The 16,384-nt window shown below is 57.6% G+C and carries 19 protein-coding genes and 2 tRNA genes; 8 read left to right on the top strand and 13 right to left on the bottom strand.

What is annotated here, in order from left to right; genetic code table 11:
* Nucleotides 1-220: 220 nt before the first annotated feature.
* The 5 genes from K9B32_RS10440 to K9B32_RS10460 form a co-directional block, all read right to left on the bottom strand.
* A complete protein-coding gene (locus K9B32_RS10440; RefSeq protein WP_224561813.1) occupies nt 221-448 on the bottom strand; it encodes a hypothetical protein in 228 nt (75 codons plus the stop codon).
* Nucleotides 449-476: 28 nt separating this feature from the next.
* A complete protein-coding gene (locus K9B32_RS10445; RefSeq protein WP_224561814.1) occupies nt 477-713 on the bottom strand; it encodes a hypothetical protein in 237 nt (78 codons plus the stop codon).
* Entirely contained in the window at nt 713-1,033 is a 321-nt protein-coding gene (locus tag K9B32_RS10450) for a multiprotein-bridging factor 1 family protein (RefSeq protein ID WP_224561815.1), read from the bottom strand. The genes K9B32_RS10445 and K9B32_RS10450 overlap by 1 nt, the downstream gene beginning before the upstream one ends.
* Nucleotides 1,034-2,261: 1,228 nt before the next feature.
* Complete coding sequence (locus K9B32_RS10455) at nt 2,262-2,507, bottom strand: hypothetical protein (protein ID WP_224561816.1); 246 nt, start codon at nt 2,505-2,507, stop codon at nt 2,262-2,264.
* Nucleotides 2,508-3,384: 877 nt separating this feature from the next.
* Nucleotides 3,385-3,459 (bottom strand) — tRNA-Asn (locus K9B32_RS10460).
* A 117-nt stretch (nt 3,460-3,576) separates the two neighbouring features.
* Here K9B32_RS10460 and K9B32_RS10465 point away from each other — a divergent pair.
* Nucleotides 3,577-3,873 carry a hypothetical protein gene (locus tag K9B32_RS10465; protein WP_224561817.1) on the top strand — a complete coding sequence of 99 codons (297 nt, stop codon included), beginning with the start codon at nt 3,577-3,579 and terminating at the stop codon, nt 3,871-3,873.
* A 1-nt stretch (nt 3,874) separates the two neighbouring features.
* Here K9B32_RS10465 and K9B32_RS10470 read toward each other — a convergent pair whose 3' ends face one another.
* Nucleotides 3,875-4,879, bottom strand: coding sequence for an inorganic phosphate transporter (locus tag K9B32_RS10470; RefSeq protein WP_224561818.1), 1,005 nt, complete (start codon nt 4,877-4,879; stop codon nt 3,875-3,877).
* Nucleotides 4,879-5,520 (bottom strand): DUF47 family protein, encoded by a 642-nt coding sequence (locus K9B32_RS10475; RefSeq protein WP_224561819.1) that lies wholly within the window; start codon nt 5,518-5,520, stop codon nt 4,879-4,881. The genes K9B32_RS10470 and K9B32_RS10475 overlap by 1 nt, the downstream gene beginning before the upstream one ends.
* A gap of 199 nt (nt 5,521-5,719) precedes the next feature.
* Here K9B32_RS10475 and K9B32_RS10480 point away from each other — a divergent pair, with 199 nt between their 5' ends.
* Nucleotides 5,720-6,154, top strand: coding sequence for a BA14K family protein (locus K9B32_RS10480; RefSeq protein ID WP_224561820.1), 435 nt, complete (start codon nt 5,720-5,722; stop codon nt 6,152-6,154).
* A 203-nt stretch (nt 6,155-6,357) separates the two neighbouring features.
* Here the strand turns inward: K9B32_RS10480 and K9B32_RS10485 are convergent, their stop codons facing one another.
* Nucleotides 6,358-6,723, bottom strand: coding sequence for a hypothetical protein (locus tag K9B32_RS10485; RefSeq protein WP_224561821.1), 366 nt, complete (start codon nt 6,721-6,723; stop codon nt 6,358-6,360).
* A gap of 13 nt (nt 6,724-6,736) precedes the next feature.
* Entirely contained in the window at nt 6,737-7,027 is a 291-nt protein-coding gene (locus K9B32_RS10490) for a hypothetical protein (protein WP_224561822.1), read from the bottom strand.
* Nucleotides 7,028-7,100: 73 nt separating this feature from the next.
* Here K9B32_RS10490 and K9B32_RS10495 point away from each other — a divergent pair, with 73 nt between their 5' ends.
* Nucleotides 7,101-7,574, top strand: coding sequence for a hypothetical protein (locus tag K9B32_RS10495; RefSeq protein WP_224561823.1), 474 nt, complete (start codon nt 7,101-7,103; stop codon nt 7,572-7,574).
* A 193-nt stretch (nt 7,575-7,767) separates the two neighbouring features.
* Here the strand turns inward: K9B32_RS10495 and K9B32_RS10500 are convergent, their stop codons facing one another.
* Nucleotides 7,768-8,064 (bottom strand): hypothetical protein, encoded by a 297-nt coding sequence (locus K9B32_RS10500; protein WP_224561824.1) that lies wholly within the window; start codon nt 8,062-8,064, stop codon nt 7,768-7,770.
* Nucleotides 8,065-8,262: 198 nt separating this feature from the next.
* Entirely contained in the window at nt 8,263-8,472 is a 210-nt protein-coding gene (locus tag K9B32_RS10505) for a hypothetical protein (protein WP_224561825.1), read from the bottom strand.
* Between the two features lie 164 nt (nt 8,473-8,636).
* Here K9B32_RS10505 and K9B32_RS10510 point away from each other — a divergent pair.
* Nucleotides 8,637-8,710: transfer RNA gene (locus K9B32_RS10510), tRNA-Cys, on the top strand.
* A gap of 639 nt (nt 8,711-9,349) precedes the next feature.
* Here K9B32_RS10510 and K9B32_RS10515 read toward each other — a convergent pair.
* Nucleotides 9,350-9,496, bottom strand: a complete 147-nt coding sequence (locus tag K9B32_RS10515; protein ID WP_224561826.1) for a hypothetical protein — start codon at nt 9,494-9,496, stop codon at nt 9,350-9,352.
* A gap of 373 nt (nt 9,497-9,869) precedes the next feature.
* Between K9B32_RS10515 and K9B32_RS10520 the strand changes: the two genes are divergently transcribed.
* Entirely contained in the window at nt 9,870-10,532 is a 663-nt protein-coding gene (locus K9B32_RS10520; RefSeq protein WP_224561827.1) for a protein-L-isoaspartate O-methyltransferase family protein, read from the top strand.
* Nucleotides 10,533-10,545: 13 nt separating this feature from the next.
* Here the strand turns inward: K9B32_RS10520 and K9B32_RS28945 are convergent, their stop codons facing one another.
* On the bottom strand, nt 10,546-10,677 hold the full coding sequence (locus tag K9B32_RS28945; protein ID WP_263490690.1) for a hypothetical protein: 132 nt from the start codon (nt 10,675-10,677) through the stop codon (nt 10,546-10,548).
* A 77-nt stretch (nt 10,678-10,754) separates the two neighbouring features.
* Between K9B32_RS28945 and K9B32_RS10525 the strand changes: the two genes are divergently transcribed.
* From K9B32_RS10525 to K9B32_RS10535, 3 genes are all read left to right on the top strand, one after another.
* On the top strand, nt 10,755-11,645 hold the full coding sequence (locus K9B32_RS10525) for a PopZ family protein (RefSeq protein ID WP_224561828.1): 891 nt from the start codon (nt 10,755-10,757) through the stop codon (nt 11,643-11,645).
* 118 nt (nt 11,646-11,763) lie between these two features.
* Complete coding sequence (locus K9B32_RS10530) at nt 11,764-14,607, top strand: valine--tRNA ligase (protein WP_224561829.1); 2,844 nt, start codon at nt 11,764-11,766, stop codon at nt 14,605-14,607.
* Nucleotides 14,608-15,010: 403 nt separating this feature from the next.
* Nucleotides 15,011-16,276, top strand: coding sequence for an OmpP1/FadL family transporter (locus K9B32_RS10535; protein ID WP_224561830.1), 1,266 nt, complete (start codon nt 15,011-15,013; stop codon nt 16,274-16,276).
* The last annotated feature ends 108 nt before the right edge of the window (nt 16,277-16,384 follow it).

The following is a 16,384-nucleotide window of genomic DNA, read 5'->3' on the forward strand; positions in this document are numbered from 1 at the left end:
GAGTCGGGTGATGGCGGTCAAGGCGTGGCATAGATAAAGGGCGGTCACGTGATCTCGTGACAGCGGCGTGACGTCAATCTGCCACCCGACCCCATTCTAAAGTTAATGGCAGTCGCGCCCGGTCGCAGCGTCTACATGATCTTGTGGTAAAGGGCAAAGGCCCATTCGATTGTTTCGCGTCGCGAGTTGAATCGGATGGGGCGGTCAAGAAGCTGCCGCTTCAGAGATATTGGCCAAAGGTCAATAGAAGCGCGCCGGCCACGATCACAGCCAAGGTGAGCCAGTTTTGCGCTAGGCTGAGGAACCCAAGTCCTTGGCGTGGTGGCTCTAGCGTTGCACCGCCCTGTGGCGTCCTGTGCGGGTCACTCTGACGTCTCCTGAGCACAGGTCGGAAAAGGAATAGCAGTCCGCCAATTACGAGAGCGGCACCGATAAGGATCGCCCACATCGTCGCCTCCACTACGAGGAAGTGATGATTAAACCGGATCGGGGCTCGATTGTTCCGTATCGACATCGAATGCTATGGACGTTGCTTCTGCCAGCTTCTCTCTAGCAACGCGCGCCAGATCGTCTTGCTCCTGCACGCCTTGCTTCCATAGCGCCAAAAGAAGTGTGGCCACCTGCATCACCGCCTGCCTGTCTCGCTCGATTCCATTCTCGCGACACAGCGTCTTAAGCACTGCGTTCACGATACCATAGTCGACGCGCTCCATCAGCCGCCTGCGCCGGGAGGGGCATCGTTCGTCAGGTGCTCCTTGTACTGGACGGTCTCGTCGGTGCTCACGTCGATCGATGCGCCCGTCGGCTGCATGAGACGCACGCCTGGGCCGCCAGAGCCCGAATAGTTTCCGTCGAGAAAGGTGATACCGGCTGCCACCAAGGCATGCTCTAGAGCGTCCATGGTCGACTGCTTTGCGTCGGCTCCATTCTCAATGCGGTTGACCGTATTCGCGGTTACGCCGGACTTTGCGGCGAGATCGCGAACTCCCCAACCGAGCGCAGCCCGCGCCATTTTCACTTGCACGCCCCTCATTTGTGTACCCTGTACAAATACGCGTTGACACGGAACCGAATCCGTATATGAATAGGGACACTGTACAAATACAGCGACACAAAAGCAACGAGGAGCGCCACCAATGACGACACGCTCAGGTCAAGCATTCTGACAGAACCCAGCTTCCGCGCGGTCTGCTGCCAAGAAGACGACGCTTTGCCAATCCTGACTACGAAATGACCTACATGATCGGACAGCCGGTCACTCTGAAATGCACCGACGTGGCCGCTTATGTGGTGGGCGGATCCAGATCGTCGGTTGCTTAGACGAATATATAATCGAGATCGTTGACGCGGACTGCGATTCGATCCGGGTGCTCGAGCAAGATATTAAGTAATTCAGACCCCCGCGGGGGCGGCTGGGCGCGTGATACGCTTGGCCGGGCGGGCTGCAGCGGCGTTTAGACGCTGTCGCCCGCTACCTTTTCTTGGCGCGTCGTTCGCGCCGGCCGCCATGATGGCGTGCCTCTTTTATTCGCTGGCCTCACCAGCCAGCAACGCCCCGCCTTGGGCGCACCTAAGGAGACTTGGCCCGTCGGCATTTCGCGCCGACGGGTTTTTTGCTCTGCCGTTAGTCGTCACTATCACGATCACGATCACTATCGCGGTCGCGGTTACGATCACGATCGCCCCTCGACGATGAGGACCCATCCAATCTGTCGAGCATCTGCAAAAGAAGGTCCGCGCAAACCTTTGTTGGCTCGTCATCGGCACACTGGATGCGAATTTTGACGTCGCCATCCTGAACGTAAAAGCGCGCGGCCCTTGACACCATCGGACGATCACCTCGCCCCCTGCGCCAATCGGAGCGTGGGCGATCCTCCGAGGGTGGTCCTGCTTGCTGCGCCGGCGGCATTGATTCGGTCGCCGTGGTTGTGTTAGGCGCCGGAGACGGTGTCGCATCACTAGGCTGCTGGGCGAAGGTAGCGCTAGCAGACAAAGCCACAGTTACGGCCGCAACAGATAGGGTGATTTTCATTGATGGATCCTCGGATTGAGCACGTGAGGAAACGCGCCGCGCCGAGGTTGGTTGCAGCATGGCTGCGGATGCCGTCGGCTTTTTCTCGTTCGCTGCACTGGCAACATGAAAAGGCCCGACGCAGTGCGCCGAGCCCCGTCCGCTGGCTCTAGAGGGACTGGATACCAGCGCGCAATAACCTGTCAGAGTCCATTGCGGATGGCTAACTGGCGGGCCAAGGAAAGGTTCCCTATCGCCAATAGCTGTAGTCTTTTGCCGTAGACGAACGCCCCATCAAGTATCCAAGGCCAAATGCCAAGGCCCCAATAGCAACCACCAGCGTAGTTGCGGTGTGCGGATGGTTCGCGACACCAACTGCGAGAGCATTTGTCTCACGCTTGACCGCATCTGTTGCTGTCCTGGCAGCTTTGCGCATTCCTTCAGGTTGATCGGCGGGCGATCCGGTGAAACCTGCGTTTAATTCTTCCTTGGCCATCTAGCATCTCCTTGGAAAGCAAAAGCCCGGCGTGCTTGGTTGCGGGCGCCGGGCCTTTTTGCGGACCATGCAAATTGGCGATGCTCGGTCCCACAGCGTGTGTGTGGGCGCTGCATCGGGTAAACTAGTAGCGATGTGGAATGTTCCCTTAACCTATTTGAACCCAAGGCTCTGTCGCCAGGACATGGTCTTCCTCGCGAGCCAAACCTCGTATGGTGCGATACCATGCAACAGTCCGCGGACATCGCTCCGGTTCATCACGGCAAACAGCATGCCATCGTCCCCGAGTGGCTCTCCAAGAGCTTGCTCAGCGTCGAAATCACTGCGCGTGAAAATACGAGGTACTTCTCTTTGTAGCTGCGCCCAGCGAAGTGAGCAAAAAGATTCCGATTGAGACGCCGAAATTCCCGCTCATCCAGTTTGCCGAGCGTTTCCGCTAGAGTGGGCGACTCGTCGGGTGTTTTTTTAACACCTTGCTTCACCAGATTGACGAGGGCGGTTGACGAGGCCTTATGGATGCTTTTGCCCTGATGCTTACTGGGCAGTAGCTCGGCCCGACCGAATACTGGTGCGACGAAGGTTCAGTTCGATAAAATTGTACAGCTGGATAAATTTCCCGAGAGCCAACAGGTCCGAATCGTTGAGGTGGCCAGTCGCCGCGAAAGGATCCGGGTTGTCTAGAATCTCAGCGCGGATTGCTCGCAGTTCATCGGTGTGATGTTCGGTAGGGATCATAATCGTGGTCCTTGCGTCTGCCAGGCACAAACTATCCACGGAGCCAACCGCTGAAACTCGATTTCAAAAGTGGAGAGGGAAAGAGGGGAAAAGTGTCTGTCTTTGGATTTTCTCAACAAAAACAGACACCTATTCCGAAAACTGGCTCCCCGGGCCGGATTCGAACCGGCGACCTGTCGATTAACAGTCGAATGCTCTACCGCTGAGCTACCAGGGATCACCGCTCGCCGCGGTGTGAGTGGCCTAATACAAATGCTTGCCCGATTTGCCAAGCGGTTTTTTCAAAAAAATGACATCCGCTTGTATTCGCTCTGTATAACCCCATCTCCTGTGGATGACTGAAGCACATGATACCACTGGAAAATCGGGAGCCAAGCGATTTGGCATCGATCACAACACCGGCCATCTCATTCTGGGCTCCGTAAGTATTCCGCTTCCACGGTCGCGCCTCGCCAGAATGACGATCGGCATGCTGCTGATCCTGGGTGGAGTTTTGGGATTCTTGCCCGTTCTCGGCTTCTGGATGATTCCGTTGGGGTTCATCGTTCTATCGCATGACCTGCATCTCGTGCGTCGGATGCGGCGGCGATTCTCCGTCTGGTGGAGCAAGAGGCGGAAACCCGCCCCTTGAATCAGTTGAAAAGGCTCGCCGCCCAGTAAAAGAGCGCCGAAATAAGCGCTGCAGCCGGGAGCGTGATCACCCAGGCAACGACGATGTTGCCTGCTAGGCCCCAACGGACTGCCGAGACGCGGCGCGCGGCGCCAACGCCGATGATCGCGCCAGTGATCGTATGGGTCGTGGAAACCGGTATCCCAAGCCACGTGGCTCCGAAGAGGGTGAGAGCGCCGCCTGTCTCCGCGCAGAACCCCTGCATAGGGTTCAGACGGGTGATCTTCGACCCCATGGTATGGACGATTCGCCAGCCGCCGAAGAGTGTTCCAAGCGCCATGGCCGTCTGGCAGGAGAGGACGACCCAGAGCGGTACGTGGAAGCTTCCCCCGAGATAACCCTGCGAATAAAGAAGTACGGCGATGATGCCCATCGTCTTTTGCGCATCATTGCCGCCGTGGCCCAGCGAATAAAGAGAGGCGGATACGAATTGCAGGACACGGAACGTCCGATCGACAGCGAAGGGTGTCTGCCGAACGAAGATCCAGGAGACGACAAGCACGAGGAAGAGCGCCAGCATGAAGCCGATCAACGGCGACATGACGATCGCGCCCGCTGTCTTCAGCAGTCCGCTCCACACGATTGAGTTGAAGCCAACTTTTGCGAGTCCAGCGCCTACCAGCCCGCCCACCAGAGCATGCGAAGAGCTGGACGGGATGCCGAAGATCCAGGTGACGATGTTCCAGATGATCGCGCCCATCAGTGCCGCGAAAATGATCAGCGGCGTGACGATATTGGGGTCGATGATGCCGGTTCCTAGGGTTTCGGCAACGTGGAGACCGAAGAACAGGAACGCAATGAAATTGAAGAAAGCTGCCCAGACGACGGCATACTGAGGCCGCAGTACGCGCGTGGAAACGATCGTTGCGATCGAATTCGCGGCATCATGCAGGCCATTCAGGAAGTCAAAGAACAGCGCGATCGCGATCAGGCCGGCGAGCAGCGGAAAGGCGAGGGTGGCGTCCATCAAACGTTCTCAATCACGATGCCGCTGATTTCGTTGGCAACGTCTTCGAAGCGATCCACGACCTTCTCGAGTTCACCGTAGATTTCGCTGCCAATGATGTAGGCCATCGCATTTGACGCGCCGTGACGGAGGAAGAGTTCCTTTAGGCCGTGATCGTGCAACTCGTCGGAGCGTCCTTCGACGCGGGTAACTTCCTCCGCAATCGCCATGAGCCGCGGGGCGTTGGCGTTGATGCGATCAAGCAGGGGGATCGCCTCGGCGATGAGATGGGCGGCCTGCAAGATTGCCACGCCCATTTCTTGCATGCGTGGATCGAATTGGGTTTGCTCGAAGAGCCGGATCGTCTTGACAGTCTTGTGCATCATATCGATCGCGTCATCCATCGACTGGATCAGATCCTTGATATCGACACGGTCGAAAGGTGTGATGAAGCTCCGGCGAACCGCAAGCAGCACCTCGCGGGTGATGTTGTCGGCATCGTTTTCGAGCGCGACGATCCGATCGCAATGCCGCTCGGTATCCTTGCCGGCGAGCAATTCGTTAAGCGCTTCCGCCGCGCCAACGATCGTCCGGGAATGCTGAGCAAAGAGGTCAAAGAACCGGTCTTCACGCGGCAAAAGTCTACGAAACCAGCTGAGCATTCCATCCATCCGTTTGAGAGTTTTTAGAAGCTCGTCTTAAATTGGCAGGGCTTGCAATAAAAGTGTCACAATTGCACCTGCTAAGATTCTTTTGCGCCGTGCATTACAATAGGAGCCAAGGGAACTTGCGACTTGACTGAGCGTTAAAGTTCTAAGCGTTTTCTAACGCGAGACATGCAGGAAATGAGAAGGTGCTGGAATGAAGAAGCTTGCGGTACTGGTATTGGCAATTGCGACGAGCCTGTCGGGCATCGGGCCATCCTTTGCCGAAAATTCGGGTGACGAGCATTCGGTTCAAAGCCGCGGCACGTTTGGAGATTCTGGCGCGAGAAACAGCCGCAACTTCGATCGATGCAGCGTCTATCGTTGCGGTGGCTATCGCCACGGCCACTATGGTAGGCGCTACTATCGTGATGACTACTATCGCCGTCACGACAATGATGCCGGCGCGCTGATCGGCGGTCTGGCGGCGGGGGCAATCATCGGCGGCCTCATTGCTTCGCAGCCACAGGTTCGCCCGATCGGCAATTCGCACGTCGATTGGTGTTACAGCCGCTACCGCTCCTATCGGGCATATGACAACACCTATCAGCCATATTATGGCCCGCGGCGGCAGTGCTACTCGCCATACTAATGGTTGATCACAGAAACCGGCGGGCCTGTCGATTGGAAATCCTGCCCCTTAATAACCTGCTTGCACTCAATTTCCATTCATTCTAGATGCCGCCAACGCTTCGGTGATGAAGCGTCGTGAGGCCCCGTGGCGGAGTGGTGACGCAGAGGACTGCAAATCCACGGTACTTCCAATAGAATCAACACTCATTCAGCGCCCTAACTTCAGGCGCTTTTTTCGTTTTTGTCGACATTGAATTCATTCAGATTTTTCGGCTGTTCAGAATGGCCAAAACGCTTCTTCGTGGCCTCCAAGACGCGCTTTTCCGTCTCCTTCGCATAGCCTCGATATGCGGTCTTGCGCTTTGAGAGCACGCGGCCCTGTCCCTCGGTGAGCCCGCTCTCCTCCAATTCGGTCATGCCACCATGCCTGCACTTATCCAGGCTGAAGGACGGTGCATCGAGCTTCCCCTCGTCCCGGAGCTTATCCGCCATCTCGCGGACCTCATGAGCTAGGAACGTGCCATCGCCGAATAGCTGGCCGTTCTTCTTGCAGACGATCGACGTGCCGTAGCGGGGCGTCTTGCTCAAAACCTCCTCCGCCTTAGAGCTTGACCAGCGAGCCATCCTCGTCGAGGTATTCGAGCGGGTGGAGCGCTAGCTCGTCCGTCTTCCGATGCTTCAGGCGAATCTTGTCCGGATGATCGGACGCACGGTAGCCGGTCCAAGGCGCATAGCCGGCGCCGATCGAGGACGGGCGCATGAACCATTCGAAAGCCAACACAGCGGCTGCCGCCAACTGCCCACGCCCATGCTCGATCGCGCCATCAGCGAATTGGTAGACGACATCCCGGTCAACGTGGCCCTTCGTCATCTTCATGCGGCGCTTGAGCATGCTTTTGACACTTCTCGCGCGGTCCTCCGTTTCATAAACTGGAATCTGCGCACGATCGCAATTCGCCGTCGCTATGGCTATTGCGATCGGTACCGGCCACACCCGGCTTCCTCACGACACGATGCTGGTGGGGGAGGACGGGTCAGATCAGCGTACTTTCTGGCTGATTGAGGAAGCTGCTCCTAACAGCTATCGCATATGGTGGGCTCTCAATGTTCCCCGCGCCAGCCGCGATTTCGTCTTGGATCATCCTTTTCGAGGTTCGTTCAATCCGGTCGGCGAAGCCTTCGTTGAGCCCAGTCCCGTCACCTCTGTCATTGACTCCTACCGCCCAACGGCAGGAATAGCGCTCTGCCTCGCCATGACGCTGCATGTGCGCGGCATCATCACCAGGGACCCGCCCGCGCCGGCTAATCCGAAGCTCGACGCGGCCCGGATCAAGAAGGGCAACCGCCGATCACAAAGGATTACGTCACCGTCCATATTGGCTACGTCACTGACAGGCAGGGCAAAAAACACGACTACGAAGAAGGCCGGGGGCACGTGAAGCCGCATTTGCGATCCGGCCATTTCAGGAGCCAGGCGTTCGGTCCGGGTCTGCTCGATCGCAAGAGAATCTGGATCGATGCCCGGCCAGTAAACTACGGCCCCGACTCTTACAATCGATCCGTCGCCGCAGTATCTCCTCGTCCTATAGAGGCCGGATCGGTTGCCGGGCCTTTTCTTTTTGCAGTGCAGGATTAGCCAACCGTCGAGGTGGCATGGACCTTCATGTCATCACGCACTTCGTAAAACTTGTTTCCGTCGATGTAGATGGTGTGGCACGTCGGCTTCTCGCCTTTGTTAGTCGCGCAAGCCTTGTCGCCCTTGAAGGTGAGCTTTGCCTTCACGTTTATAGTTTTACCGTCCACGTTCGCCTTGCCAGTGATCGTCGCCTTATTCCAACTCCAGACTAGATCAGCGGTGACAGGTTGGTCGAAATCGAAGATCTCGACGTGGACAGGCTTGCCGTCAGCAAACGATTTGAACTCTTCCATCGTTGCCTTTTTTGCGCTGGCCGGGATAGCCGGTAGGTCGACCGCATGTGCGCCCACGCTAGACGCTAGGAACGCAATTGCACCAATGCTTGAAAGAACCTTTCTCATGTTGAAGTCCCCCTAGCTCCACAATTGGAGCAGGCTAATTTAGCATCTTCAGGTTGATGCTACAATGTGGAGACTACAACCAGTTTGCTTTCATAAAACCCTCATCCTATTCCCGTCGAGCAGTTCTATCACCGTATCGCCCTGCATCGCGAACAGCGCGTTGACCAGCTCCTCCTGGGTGAAATTCTGCTCTATCAACAAAGTCGGCCCGATCTCCAACAAGCTGACCGGTGTTCCCTTCGCTACTTTGCTGTTGGCGGCATCGAGGATCGCTTGTCTTAAGTCTTTCGCTTTGCTCATGCCTCATGAAATGAGGCGAGGGGCTATATGCGTCAAGCCTGTGGAAGAACGTTCTAGAAACGCTTATTGAGAATGAAAAAGGATCGTATTCAGAATGAACCCTCTTGCGATTTGTCTAGGATGGTTCTAAACGGCTGCCACGGTTTGATTATTCGACCGCGTGAGGCCTCGTGGCGGAGTGGTGACGCAGAGGACTGCAAATCCTTGTACCCCGGTTCAATTCCGGGCGAGGCCTCCAACACTATTTACTATCCGTAAGATATTGATTTACGGCCGGATTTTCTGATCAGGTCGCGTTGACCTATTGCCATTCCGGATCGGGCAGTGGCGTCCAAATCCGAGTTTCAGGTTGCTGTTCAATCGCCAGCTGCCAGCAAGTTTCTAGCCGCTTCAATCCCGCGAAATTTGTTTGCAGCGAGCTCGCCAATCCGCTTACTCCAATTGGACTAGGACCTAGGTCCATCTGGGCCAACTCTTACAACAGCGCTATGCTCCTCTTGCTGGTCTGCCGGGGACAACGCGGGGCTTTGAAGGTATCGGACCCACTCCTTGATCAGCTCCATCTTGCTGTCCGCGGCAGACAGGGCGGGGGTAAGTTTTCTGTCCCAGCAATGCTGAGAGGGCGGCCAAGTTGGTCGCCCTCTCCCGGGTCACAGTTACCTCATCGCGCCGAGCAGCCCGGCGGTCCGGGTACTCGGCCCCGGCCGGGTTATCGATCAGAGAGGGGCTGGGGGTGGCTCCGGGATCGACCGCGGCACGATATAGCTCCCGTTTGACGGCCGCCATTGGAGCTTAAGGTATGTTTCGTCGTTTGTTCTTGCCTGAAAAGAACTTCTCGGCCCGCGTTCCAGTCGCTACCTCCGCCGCGGCTTGGCGTTCAGTTGATCCGCTGCAGCGATGGCATCGGTGATACGCCGGTTGTCGCGATGTTCGGGGCGCCGACCCTCACAAAGGGGATCAGGAGTATGATCGCTAGCAGCGCGCAGATGAAGAAGCTGCCCAGCAGGAGCGGTTTGATTGCCATGTCCCATCCGTCGAATCGCAAGGAAACGACACTATCGGGACAAAAACTGACAATGGCCTGAAGGCGGGCAGTCAGCTTGTTTCACGATCGAAAAGACCGCAGCAGAAGATGCCAACCAACGTTGCGATGATGAAGAAGTCGAACAACGAGAGATATTCTATAATGTTCGGCATGACCTACTCCTTCCCAATTCCTCCGGTTGCAATAATATCACAGCACGCTCCTTTGTTCCATGAAGGATTGCGGTAGGGCCGCTTCGGCGGCGCTCGCACCCCGAATTCTTGCCGCAGCCATTCGCGAAGCCTTGAAAGGCCACTGTGCTAAGATTAAGAGACGTGCAGACAAAGCCGCTTCTACCGGGCGAGAGGACACAATGAACTTCGAATCAGCACGCGCAAACATGGTCGACAACCAGCTCCGCACGACGGACGTCACCTCGCATTCCGTGCTGACGGCCTTTCTCACCGTGCCACGTGAGGCCTTCGTTCCCGAGAAGGCGAAGCCGCTTGCCTATATCGACAGTGACGTCGAAATCTGTCCGGCAACTGCCGCCAAGCCTGCGCGCTATCTGATGCAGCCGTCGCCGCTTGCAAAGCTGCTCCAGCTTGCGGCGGTCACGAAGGATGATGTCGTACTCGAGATCGGCGCTGGCAGTGGCTACGTATCGGCTCTTTTTTCGCAGCTTGCCGGTACGGTGATCGCGGTTGAGGAAGACGAAACGCTCGCTACGGAAGCCAGGACCAACCTTGCCGGCTACACGAACGTGTCGGTCGTCACAGGCTCGCTCAATGCTGGCAACGCGTCCGGCGCTCCTTACGATCTCATTTTCGTCAGTGGCTCGGTCGAGGAAGTTCCTTCCTCCTTGCTCTCCCAGCTTCGTGACGGTGGCCGTCTGGTCACGGTACAGGGTTACGGCGGTTCGGCACGCGCGAAGGTCTTTGTGAGCGAGCGCGGCACCGTTTCCGAAAACGTCTACTTCAATGCCTCGGTTAAGCCGCTTCCTGGTTTTGCCAAGGCGCGCGAATTCGTGTTCTGATCCACAGCTGCGATCACTGATTTTCAACGGGCGCCTTTTGGCGCCCGTCTTTCTTTGCGGCCATCGAAACGGGGTGCCAAGCAAGCGTTGCAGAAAGCTGTGCATGGCAGCATTCATTTGATTCGCGATGATTTTTTTCAATCATCGGCTATCCTAAGGTACGGGTGATTCGGATGCCCATTCCACGCAATCCGATCGTTTTTCGGAGTAACGGGGATAGATATGGCTCAGCCAAGCGTAGCGCGTGAACCGTCCATGGAGGAGATTCTGGCGTCGATCCGCCAGATCATCGAAAGCAATGACCCTGGTGCGGGCAGGGCGCTTTCCGCGTCGCTGCCGGCGGTTTATGGCGCCGATGAGGACGATCGTGATTCGGACATCCATTTGACGGTGGACGAGACTTACGCTGGCGTGGAATTCCCTGAACCGGTCTCTCAACCCGACCCACGTTTCGTCGCTGCTAACTCGGCGGGCTCGGCTCCTCTGCCGGAGGCGCAGCCGCGTGCCATGTCTCTCGCCGATGTCGCTGCGCGCGTCCGTGCGGCGTCGGAGCGGAACGCTGCCCAGTTGCAGCGCGAAGTGCCGCCGGCATTTCGGCAGCCGGGCATAAGGAACACAGAACTGAGAGCCGAGGCGTTGGAAGCTCCTCGTGAGATGCCGATGCCTGCTCCGATGGCTCCGCAACCTGCTGAAGCCGCTACAGCCCCCATTTCAGCTCCTGCGCAAAAAATCGTCGCCGTGCGTCCGCCTGTGGAAGTACCGTTCGAAATGCCTCAGATTGTTGCCATGGAGCCGCGACCGGCTGTCGTTGAAGTGGCTGAGGTATCCGTTCCCTCCATCGCCGCACCGATGGCGGAGGAGATGCTGCCAGGCCGCATTGAGGATGAGCCGCAGCCGGCATTGCTCTCGCATGACGCGGGCCTTCAGGTCAGCCGGTCCTTCGAGGAGCTCGCTGCCGCGATCGATGGCGCCGAGCGTCGCTCTCTCGATGAGATCGCGGAAGACATGCTGCGCCCGATGCTGCGCGAATGGCTGGATGACAATCTGCCGACGCTGGTCGAACGTCTGGTGCGTGAGGAGATCGAACGCGTGGCGCGCGGCCCGCGCCGCTGATCGGAAACGCCTTTTCCCAAAGAGCCGCTCCGGTCTCCGGGGCGGCTTTTTTATTGACTTGCCTGAAGCCATCCTATTTACAACCCGCATCTAAGAACCTCCAGATTTTGGTCCCCAAATGCTCGACAAGACCTACGATTCTGCTGCCGTTGAACCGAAAATCGCTGCGAAATGGGATGAGGCGGACGCCTTCCGTGCGGGCGCCAATGCCAAGCCGGGCGCCGAGACCTTCACCATCGTGATCCCGCCGCCGAACGTGACCGGTTCGCTGCATATGGGACACGCGCTGAACAACACGCTGCAGGACATCATGGTCCGCTTCGAGCGCATGCGCGGCAAGGACGTGCTCTGGCAGCCGGGCATGGACCACGCCGGTATCGCCACCCAGATGGTTGTCGAGCGCAAGCTGATGGAACAGCAGTTGCCGGGCCGCCGCGACATGGGGCGCGAAGCCTTCATTGAGAAGGTCTGGGAATGGAAGGCGGAATCGGGCGGCCTCATCTTCAACCAATTGAAGCGTCTCGGCGCGTCCTGCGACTGGTCGCGCGAGCGCTTTACCATGGACGAAGGGCTCTCCGCTGCCGTTCTTGAAGTCTTTGTGACGCTTTACAAGGAAGGCCTGCTCTATCGCGACAAGCGTCTTGTCAACTGGGATCCGAAGCTGCTGACGGCGATCTCCGACATCGAGGTCGAGCAGCACGAGGTCAACGGAAACCTCTGGTATTTCCGCTATCCGCTGGAGCCCGGCGTCACCTATCAGCATCCGGTTGCCTTCGACGAAGAAGGTAAGCCGACAGAATGGGAAACGCGCGACTATGTCGTCGTCGCCACCACCCGCCCGGAGACAATGCTCGGGGACACTGGCGTTGCCGTCAATCCGAAGGATGAGCGCTACAAGCCGCTGGTCGGCAAGCATGTGATCCTTCCAATCGTCGGCCGCCGCATTCCAATCGTCGCCGACGACTATCCGGATCCGACCGCCGGCACGGGCGCGGTCAAGATGACGCCAGCGCATGATTTCAACGATTTTGACGTCGGCAAGCGCACCGGCTTGCGTATCGTCAACGTACTTACGGCCGATGCGCGGATCACCCTCAAGGACAACGAGGATTTCCTGGAAGGCATTCCGGATGCCGCAGCGCTGCACGGCGCCTGGGACGAGCTTGAAGGCAAGGATCGTTTCGAGGCGCGCAAGATCATCGTCCGCATTTTTGACGAGGGTGGCCTGCTCGACAAGGTCGAACCGCACAAGCACATGGTTCCGCATGGTGACCGTGGCGGTGTTCCGATTGAGCCGCGCCTGACGGAGCAATGGTACGTTGACGCCAAGACGCTGGCCGCACCGGCGATCGCGTCGGTTCGCGAAGGCCGCACCAAGCTCGTTCCACGCAGCTGGGACAAGACCTATTACGAGTGGATGGAAAACATCCAGCCTTGGTGCGTCTCGCGCCAGCTCTGGTGGGGTCACCAGATTCCGGCCTGGTACGGCCCGGATGGTCAGGTCTTCGTCGAAAAGACCGAAGAGGAAGCCCTGCAAGCGGCGATCCAGCACTATCTCTCTCACGAAGGCCCGATGAAGGCCTACGTCGAAGACCTGCTCGAAAACTTCAAGCCGGGCGAAATCCTGACGCGTGACGAGGATGTCCTCGACACATGGTTTTCGTCCGCGCTCTGGCCGTTCTCGACACTCGGCTGGCCCGACAGGACGCCCGAATTGGAGCGCTACTACCCAACCAACGTTCTCGTCACGGGCTTCGACATCATCTTCTTCTGGGTAGCTCGTATGATGATGATGGGCCTTCACTTCATGAAGGATGAGGACGGCGTTCCGGTCGAGCCCTTCAACACGGTCTATGTTCACGCGTTGGTTCGCGACAAGAACGGCCAGAAGATGTCGAAGTCCAAGGGCAACGTCATCGATCCCCTGGAGCTGATCGACGAATACGGCGCTGATGCTCTGCGCTTCACCCTGGCGATCATGGCGGCCCAAGGACGTGACGTGAAGCTCGATCCGGCCCGCATCGCCGGCTACCGCAACTTCGGCACCAAGCTCTGGAACGCGACGCGCTTTGCCGAGATGAACGGTGCCAAGAGCGATCCACACTTCGTGCCCGAAGCCGCCGAGCTGACGATCAACCGCTGGATTTTGACGGAGCTTGCCCGCACGGAACGTGACGTTACGGAAGCCCTCGAATCCTACCGTTTCAACGATGCGGCAGGCGCGCTGTATCGCTTCGTCTGGAACCAGGTCTGCGATTGGTATCTCGAGCTGCTGAAGCCGGTGTTCAATGGCACGGACGAGGGCGCTAAAAAGGAAGCGCAGGCTTGCGCCGCCTATATCCTGGAGGAGATCTACAAGCTCCTGCATCCCTTCATGCCGTTCATGACGGAAGAACTGTGGGCGCACACCGCAGGCGAGGGTAGCGAGCGCGACACGCTGGTCTGCCATGCCGAATGGCCGGCGCCGTCCTATGCCGATGATGGTGCGGCCGATGAGATCAATTGGCTGATCGATCTGGTTTCCGGCATCCGCTCCGTTCGCGCCGAAATGAACGTCCCGCCGTCGGCGGTCGCGCCGCTGGTTGTCGTCGGCGCCAACAGCCTGACGCGCGAGCGGCTTGTCCGGCATGACGCTGCGATCAAGCGTCTTGCCCGTGTTGACGGCATCTCGCTGGCCGGCGAAGCGCCGAAAGGTGCCGCGCAGATCGTCGTCGCCGGGGCGACTGTCTGCCTTCCGCTTGGCACGCTGATCGATCTTGCCGCGGAGAAAGCACGCCTCGAGAAGGCGATCGCCAAGGCCGATGGTGAGATCGCGCGCATTAACGGCAAGCTCTCGAACGAGAAGTTCGTCGCCAATGCCAATCCTGAAGTGGTCGCCGCTGAGCGTGATCGCTTGGAGGAGCTGCAAGGCCAGATCGCTAGCTTGCGGGTTGCACTGTCGCGTGTATCCGAGGCTGTGTGAAGTCAACGCTTAGTAGCAGGTATTTTCAAAGGCGCCCGATGTCGAATCGGGCGCCTTTTGCTGAAGGTCGACATGGATCTCCGGATTTGGCATCCGGATTTGCGATATTCCTGGGATCCCACCTTGATTCCACACGTTTTCTTACTGCCCCTGGCGAAAAACATGAGTGTTGTTTCCCTGTTACAGGAGGCAGCTAACGTGGAATGGTCGACCTCAATGCCGTGGGTAATTTTACCATCTATAGAATTTTGTTCTAAATTGCCGAAATATTGACGTGCCCGTCAATTTTTTACGTAAAACATCCGTTAGCCGAGTTTCCAATCACGCCCGAACACAAAGTTGCCATTTATCGGCATCGCCTGCACAGTCCCGCCATTGCAATTGCCTGAGTGGGGGAGACACATTGGCATCTCGTATGACATCGGCCGGCGTTCTGTCGCTTGCCCTATTTTCGACGCTGGCGCAGCCGTCCTTCGCGGGCGGCCTTGATCGCGGCGGCTACAATATCGATCTGCTCTTTGATCAGTCGCGTTTTTCCGCGCAGGCGGCTGTGTTCTACGTCATGCCGCAGCGTGAGTTGAAGAATGTAAGGGACACCAACACCCGGTCGCCGTTGCTCGGTGGTGATGGCAATCTAAATGGACGCCCGAACCATGCGGACGATACGGAAAATTATGCCGTCCCATACTTGGGCTTGAAGGCTGGCTACGAAGATTTCGATTGCTTGCTCGACTATTCAGAGCCGTTTGGCGCACATACAAACCCGGGTATCAATTGGGCGGGTGCCAACAACAATATCGAAACGAAAATCGAGACGCACAACTACGCCACCACATGCTCTTACAAGTTTGACGTTGGCCCCGGTCAGCTTCGCCTCATTGGCGGCGCCTTCTATCAGGAAGTGGAAGGCTTCAAGGAGCGTCTGGTAAGCACCCTACCTATAACATTGGGCACCGGAACGGGTGTCGGGCGACTTGACCTCGAAGACAATGGCTGGGGATGGCGCACCGGTATTGCCTATGAAATCCCGGAATATGCTTTGCGTGCCAGCTTGGTCTACAACAGCCGAGTCAAGTATGACAGTCTGAGCGGCACCGTGGATCTCACACAGGTCCCGGTTGTCCCTGTGTTTGGCGGCCGCGTGACCAGTGTCTTTGGTGAAGCCGAGGCACCGGATTCGCTAGAGTTAAAGGTTCAGAGCGGTATCGCGCCCGATTGGCTGGCGTTCGGTTCCGTGAAATGGACGAACTGGAGTGTCCTTCAATCTATCCCGCTCTGCCCCGTCTCAACGAAGGGCAGGGCCTGCACGTCGAGCAGCCCGACCAAACTGACGTCCCTTGATTTGCTCTATCAGGATGGCTGGACCGTTACGGGTGGCATCGGTCACAAGTTCAACGAACAGTGGACTGGCGCCGTCAGTCTGACCTGGGATCGCGGCACCAGCCACGGCTACGGCGCACAGACCGATACTTGGACCGTTGGGCTCGGCGCTGCCTACAACCCGACCGACAACATCGAATGGCGCGTTGCCGGTGCTCTCGGCGTCCTGACGAGTGGTTCGTCTGGTGTGCTGGTGGAAGATGGCGTCACATACGGAAATGACGTCTCATACGACTTCGGCAACGATCTCGTGGCTGCCGTCTCGACCAGCATCAAGGTGAAATTCTAAGTTACAAAGATGAGCCTTAGATCAGCCCGGCAAAAGTGCCGGGCTTTTCTTTATGTACGGGTCGTTAAGCATGCCGTTTCCACGTCTCATTTTGTGACGATTCAGCAA

Source organism: Rhizobium sp. 3T7, from assembly GCF_020166565.1.
In the GTDB taxonomy this organism is placed as follows: domain Bacteria; phylum Pseudomonadota; class Alphaproteobacteria; order Rhizobiales; family Rhizobiaceae; genus Rhizobium.

Coding starts and splice junctions, on each gene's coding strand:
- K9B32_RS10480 (WP_224561820.1), top strand. CDS start 5,720: ATGAAGAAGCTTGCGGTACTGGTATTGGCAATTGCGACGAGCCTGTCG.
- K9B32_RS10505 (WP_224561825.1), bottom strand. CDS start 8,472: ATGAGCAAAGCGAAAGACTTAAGACAAGCGATCCTCGATGCCGCCAAC.
- K9B32_RS10515 (WP_224561826.1), bottom strand. CDS start 9,496: ATGGCAATCAAACCGCTCCTGCTGGGCAGCTTCTTCATCTGCGCGCTG.
- K9B32_RS10490 (WP_224561822.1), bottom strand. CDS start 7,027: ATGCTCAAGCGCCGCATGAAGATGACGAAGGGCCACGTTGACCGGGAT.
- K9B32_RS10440 (WP_224561813.1), bottom strand. CDS start 448: ATGTGGGCGATCCTTATCGGTGCCGCTCTCGTAATTGGCGGACTGCTA.
- K9B32_RS10520 (WP_224561827.1), top strand. CDS start 9,870: ATGAACTTCGAATCAGCACGCGCAAACATGGTCGACAACCAGCTCCGC.
- K9B32_RS10495 (WP_224561823.1), top strand. CDS start 7,101: ATGGCTATTGCGATCGGTACCGGCCACACCCGGCTTCCTCACGACACG.
- K9B32_RS28945 (WP_263490690.1), bottom strand. CDS start 10,677: ATGATTGAAAAAAATCATCGCGAATCAAATGAATGCTGCCATGCACAG.
- K9B32_RS10450 (WP_224561815.1), bottom strand. CDS start 1,033: ATGAGGGGCGTGCAAGTGAAAATGGCGCGGGCTGCGCTCGGTTGGGGA.
- K9B32_RS10475 (WP_224561819.1), bottom strand. CDS start 5,520: ATGCTCAGCTGGTTTCGTAGACTTTTGCCGCGTGAAGACCGGTTCTTT.
- K9B32_RS10525 (WP_224561828.1), top strand. CDS start 10,755: ATGGCTCAGCCAAGCGTAGCGCGTGAACCGTCCATGGAGGAGATTCTG.
- K9B32_RS10530 (WP_224561829.1), top strand. CDS start 11,764: ATGCTCGACAAGACCTACGATTCTGCTGCCGTTGAACCGAAAATCGCT.
- K9B32_RS10455 (WP_224561816.1), bottom strand. CDS start 2,507: ATGGCCAAGGAAGAATTAAACGCAGGTTTCACCGGATCGCCCGCCGAT.
- K9B32_RS10445 (WP_224561814.1), bottom strand. CDS start 713: ATGGAGCGCGTCGACTATGGTATCGTGAACGCAGTGCTTAAGACGCTG.
- K9B32_RS10500 (WP_224561824.1), bottom strand. CDS start 8,064: ATGGAAGAGTTCAAATCGTTTGCTGACGGCAAGCCTGTCCACGTCGAG.
- K9B32_RS10470 (WP_224561818.1), bottom strand. CDS start 4,879: ATGGACGCCACCCTCGCCTTTCCGCTGCTCGCCGGCCTGATCGCGATC.
- K9B32_RS10465 (WP_224561817.1), top strand. CDS start 3,577: ATGACTGAAGCACATGATACCACTGGAAAATCGGGAGCCAAGCGATTT.